This window comes from Stenotrophomonas sp. G106K1 (assembly GCF_037969685.1).
GTDB classification, from domain to species: Bacteria; Pseudomonadota; Gammaproteobacteria; order Xanthomonadales; family Xanthomonadaceae; genus Stenotrophomonas; species Stenotrophomonas lactitubi.
On record NZ_JBBPFR010000046.1, the window covers coordinates 1 to 2,823 of the forward strand.

The 2,823-nt window shown below is 62.6% G+C and carries 1 pseudogene; it reads left to right on the forward strand.

From position 1 onward, the window contains the following. Positions 1–2,823: pseudogene (locus WKB25_RS20985) on the forward strand (wall-associated protein); the annotation flags it as partial.

Consider the following 2,823-nt stretch of genomic DNA (forward strand, 5'->3'; position numbering starts at 1 on the left):
CGTTGTGGTGGACGACAACGGTTGGATCACCTCGTTGACCGATGAAATCGGTGCGACCACCAGTTTCAGCTACGACAGCATGGGGCGCCTACGCAGCCAGCAGTTCCCTGGTGGCGACACCGTGAGTTGGAATGCGGTGACCATGGACCTGCAGCGGTTGGGCGGAGCGCAGTTCGGCGTGCCGGCTGGCGCATGGAAGCATTCCCGAACCCAAGGCGGTAGACGGACCGACACTTATCTGGACGCCATGTTCCGCCCGGTGCTGGTCACTGAAAATGCAGACAACGTTCTCGATAGCGCAGTCGTGACCCGCTACGACACCAGTGGCAAAACAGTGTTCGCGTCCTATCCTGTTCGCTCGCTTTCCGACATCAACGGGTCGCTTGGTGGCACCAGCACGCAGTACGATGCGCTGGGTCGACCGGTCGTGGTCAGCCAGTCGTCCGAACTTGGCGCCTTGGTGACTCGCTCCGAGTTCGTGGGCAACCTGTCTGTGAAGGTGACCAATCCACGCGGCCAGTCGACCACAACACGGCACCTGGCCTATGACCAGCCCACCTATGAGATGCCGCTGACGCTGCAGCATCCAGAAGGGGTCGTGACCGAGATCCAGCGCGACGTTCTCGGCAAGCCGCTGGCGATCACCCGTCGCAGCGCCGACGGCAGCCAGGCGCTGACCCGCCGTTATGTCTATGACGGTTACCAGCAGCTGTGCAAGACCATCGAGCCGGAAACCGGGGCGACGGTGCAGGACTACGATGCTGCCGGCAATGTCCTGTGGTCGGCTGCCGGTACGGGTTTGACCAACGCCAGCGACTGCAATCGCGCCGAGGCGCTTGCCAGCGGGCGTGCGGTGCAGCGCAGCTATGACGCTGCCAATCGACTGCTGGCGTTGATCTTCCCCGATGGTCGCGGCAACCAGACCTGGTCATACACGCCGGACGGCCTGCCCGCAGAAATCAGTACGCAGAACGAGGCCGGCCGTCCGCTCGTCATCAATCGCTACCAGTACAACCATCGTCGTCTGCTCAGCAGCGAGACGCTGCAGTATCTGGATCTGGGAACGGTGAACTTCGCCTATGGTTACGATGGCAATGGCACGCTTGCGAGCAACACGTATCCGGGCGGGCGTATCGCCAGCTATGCCCCGGATGCACTCGGCCGCGCCACATCGGTGGCGGGCTATGCGAAGGAGGCCAGCTATTTTGCCAATGGTGCCTTGGCGCGCTTCGTCTATGGCAATGGCGTTGTCCATACGATGACCCAGAATGCACGTGGTCTTCCTGATCGAAGTCGCGATGCAACCGCTGCGGCCGCAGTGCTCGATGACAGCTACGACTACGATGCGGGTGGCAACGTGATGGCCATCTCTGATGGCTTGCCGGGTGCGCCAGGCAATCGTGACATGGCCTACGACGGGCTGGATCGACTGCGCTCGGTTACCGCACCTGGTTTTGGCAATGCGCTGTATGAGTACGACGCACTGGACAACCTGCGCCGGGCCAAGGTCGGCAGCCGGGATCGTACGCACTACTTCGATCCGACCAATCGTCTGGTCAACGTCGTCGATACCGGCAGCAGCGCGACCGTTGTCGGTCTCGGCTATGACGTGCAGGGCAATCTTTCGATCCGCAATGGCCAGGCGTTTGGTTTCGACTACGGCAACCGCCTGCGTACGGTGGGAACGACGGAGGCCTATCTGTACGACGCGCATGGACGCCGGGTGAAAGCCTGGAACAGCGAGTCGGGCGCCATCTACTCGTTCTATGACAATGGCGGCGTGCTGCGTTTCCAGCGCAATGAGCGCACGGGAAAGCAGACAGACTATCTGTACCTGTCCGGCAGTCTGGTGGCGCAGGTGCACGGCGAGGCCGCACCCAGCATTCCGGCGCTGAGCGCCCCAGGCTACATCACCCAAGGCAGCGTTAACTTGACATGGAGTCCGGCCGGTGGCGCCAACCGCTATGAGCTGCAGCGTGCCCAGGCGGGTACTTGGAGCACGATCTTCGACGGTGCGGTGCAGGCGTTCACCAGTACCGGTCTGGCTACCGGTACCTATCAGTTCCGTGTGCGTGGTTGTCGCGTGGTCTGTGGTGAGTGGAGCAACACCGCTTCGGTTGCCGTCGAACTGCCGCCGGCTACGGTGCCTGTGCTGACCGTACCGGCAACCGCCTTCAACGGCAGCTACAGCGTCAGTTGGTCGGCCTCTGCCGGTGCAGAGCGCTTTGAGCTCGACGAGAGTGCCAATGGTGGTGCCTGGACCCAGGTCCACAATGCGGTGGGCCAATCCAAGGGGTTCACCGGCAAACCGGGAGGCAGCTTCAACTACCGTGTCCGTGCGTGTAATCCGGTGGGGTGTACCAGCTACAGCGGCAGCGCTGCGGTGGCAGTGGTCTACCCACCTGCGAGTGCTCCGGGAGTATCAGCGCCGGCCCGTTCGGCACCGGGCAGCATTGGCATCGGCTGGAACGGAATTGGCGGTGCTGACCGCTACACGTTGCAGGAAAGCACCAACGGTGGTGGTTGGGTGACGCTGTTCGATGGCAATGCAGGTTCCTATGCCACGCCTGCACGTGGAGTGGGCAGCTATGCCTACCGCGTCGCGGCCTGCAACGGCGCTGGATGCGGGCCGTGGTCGGGATCTGCAACAGTTGCCGTGATCGGGGCGCCGACGATCGAGCCGGTGATCAGCGCTCCGGGGTTGGTGAATGTGCCGCAATACAGCTTCAGCTGGTCTATACCCGCCAATAGTGAGAGCTTCATCCTCGAGGAGAGCGCCAACGGCGGTGGATGGACCGTGGTGCATAACGGCGGTGCGAACAG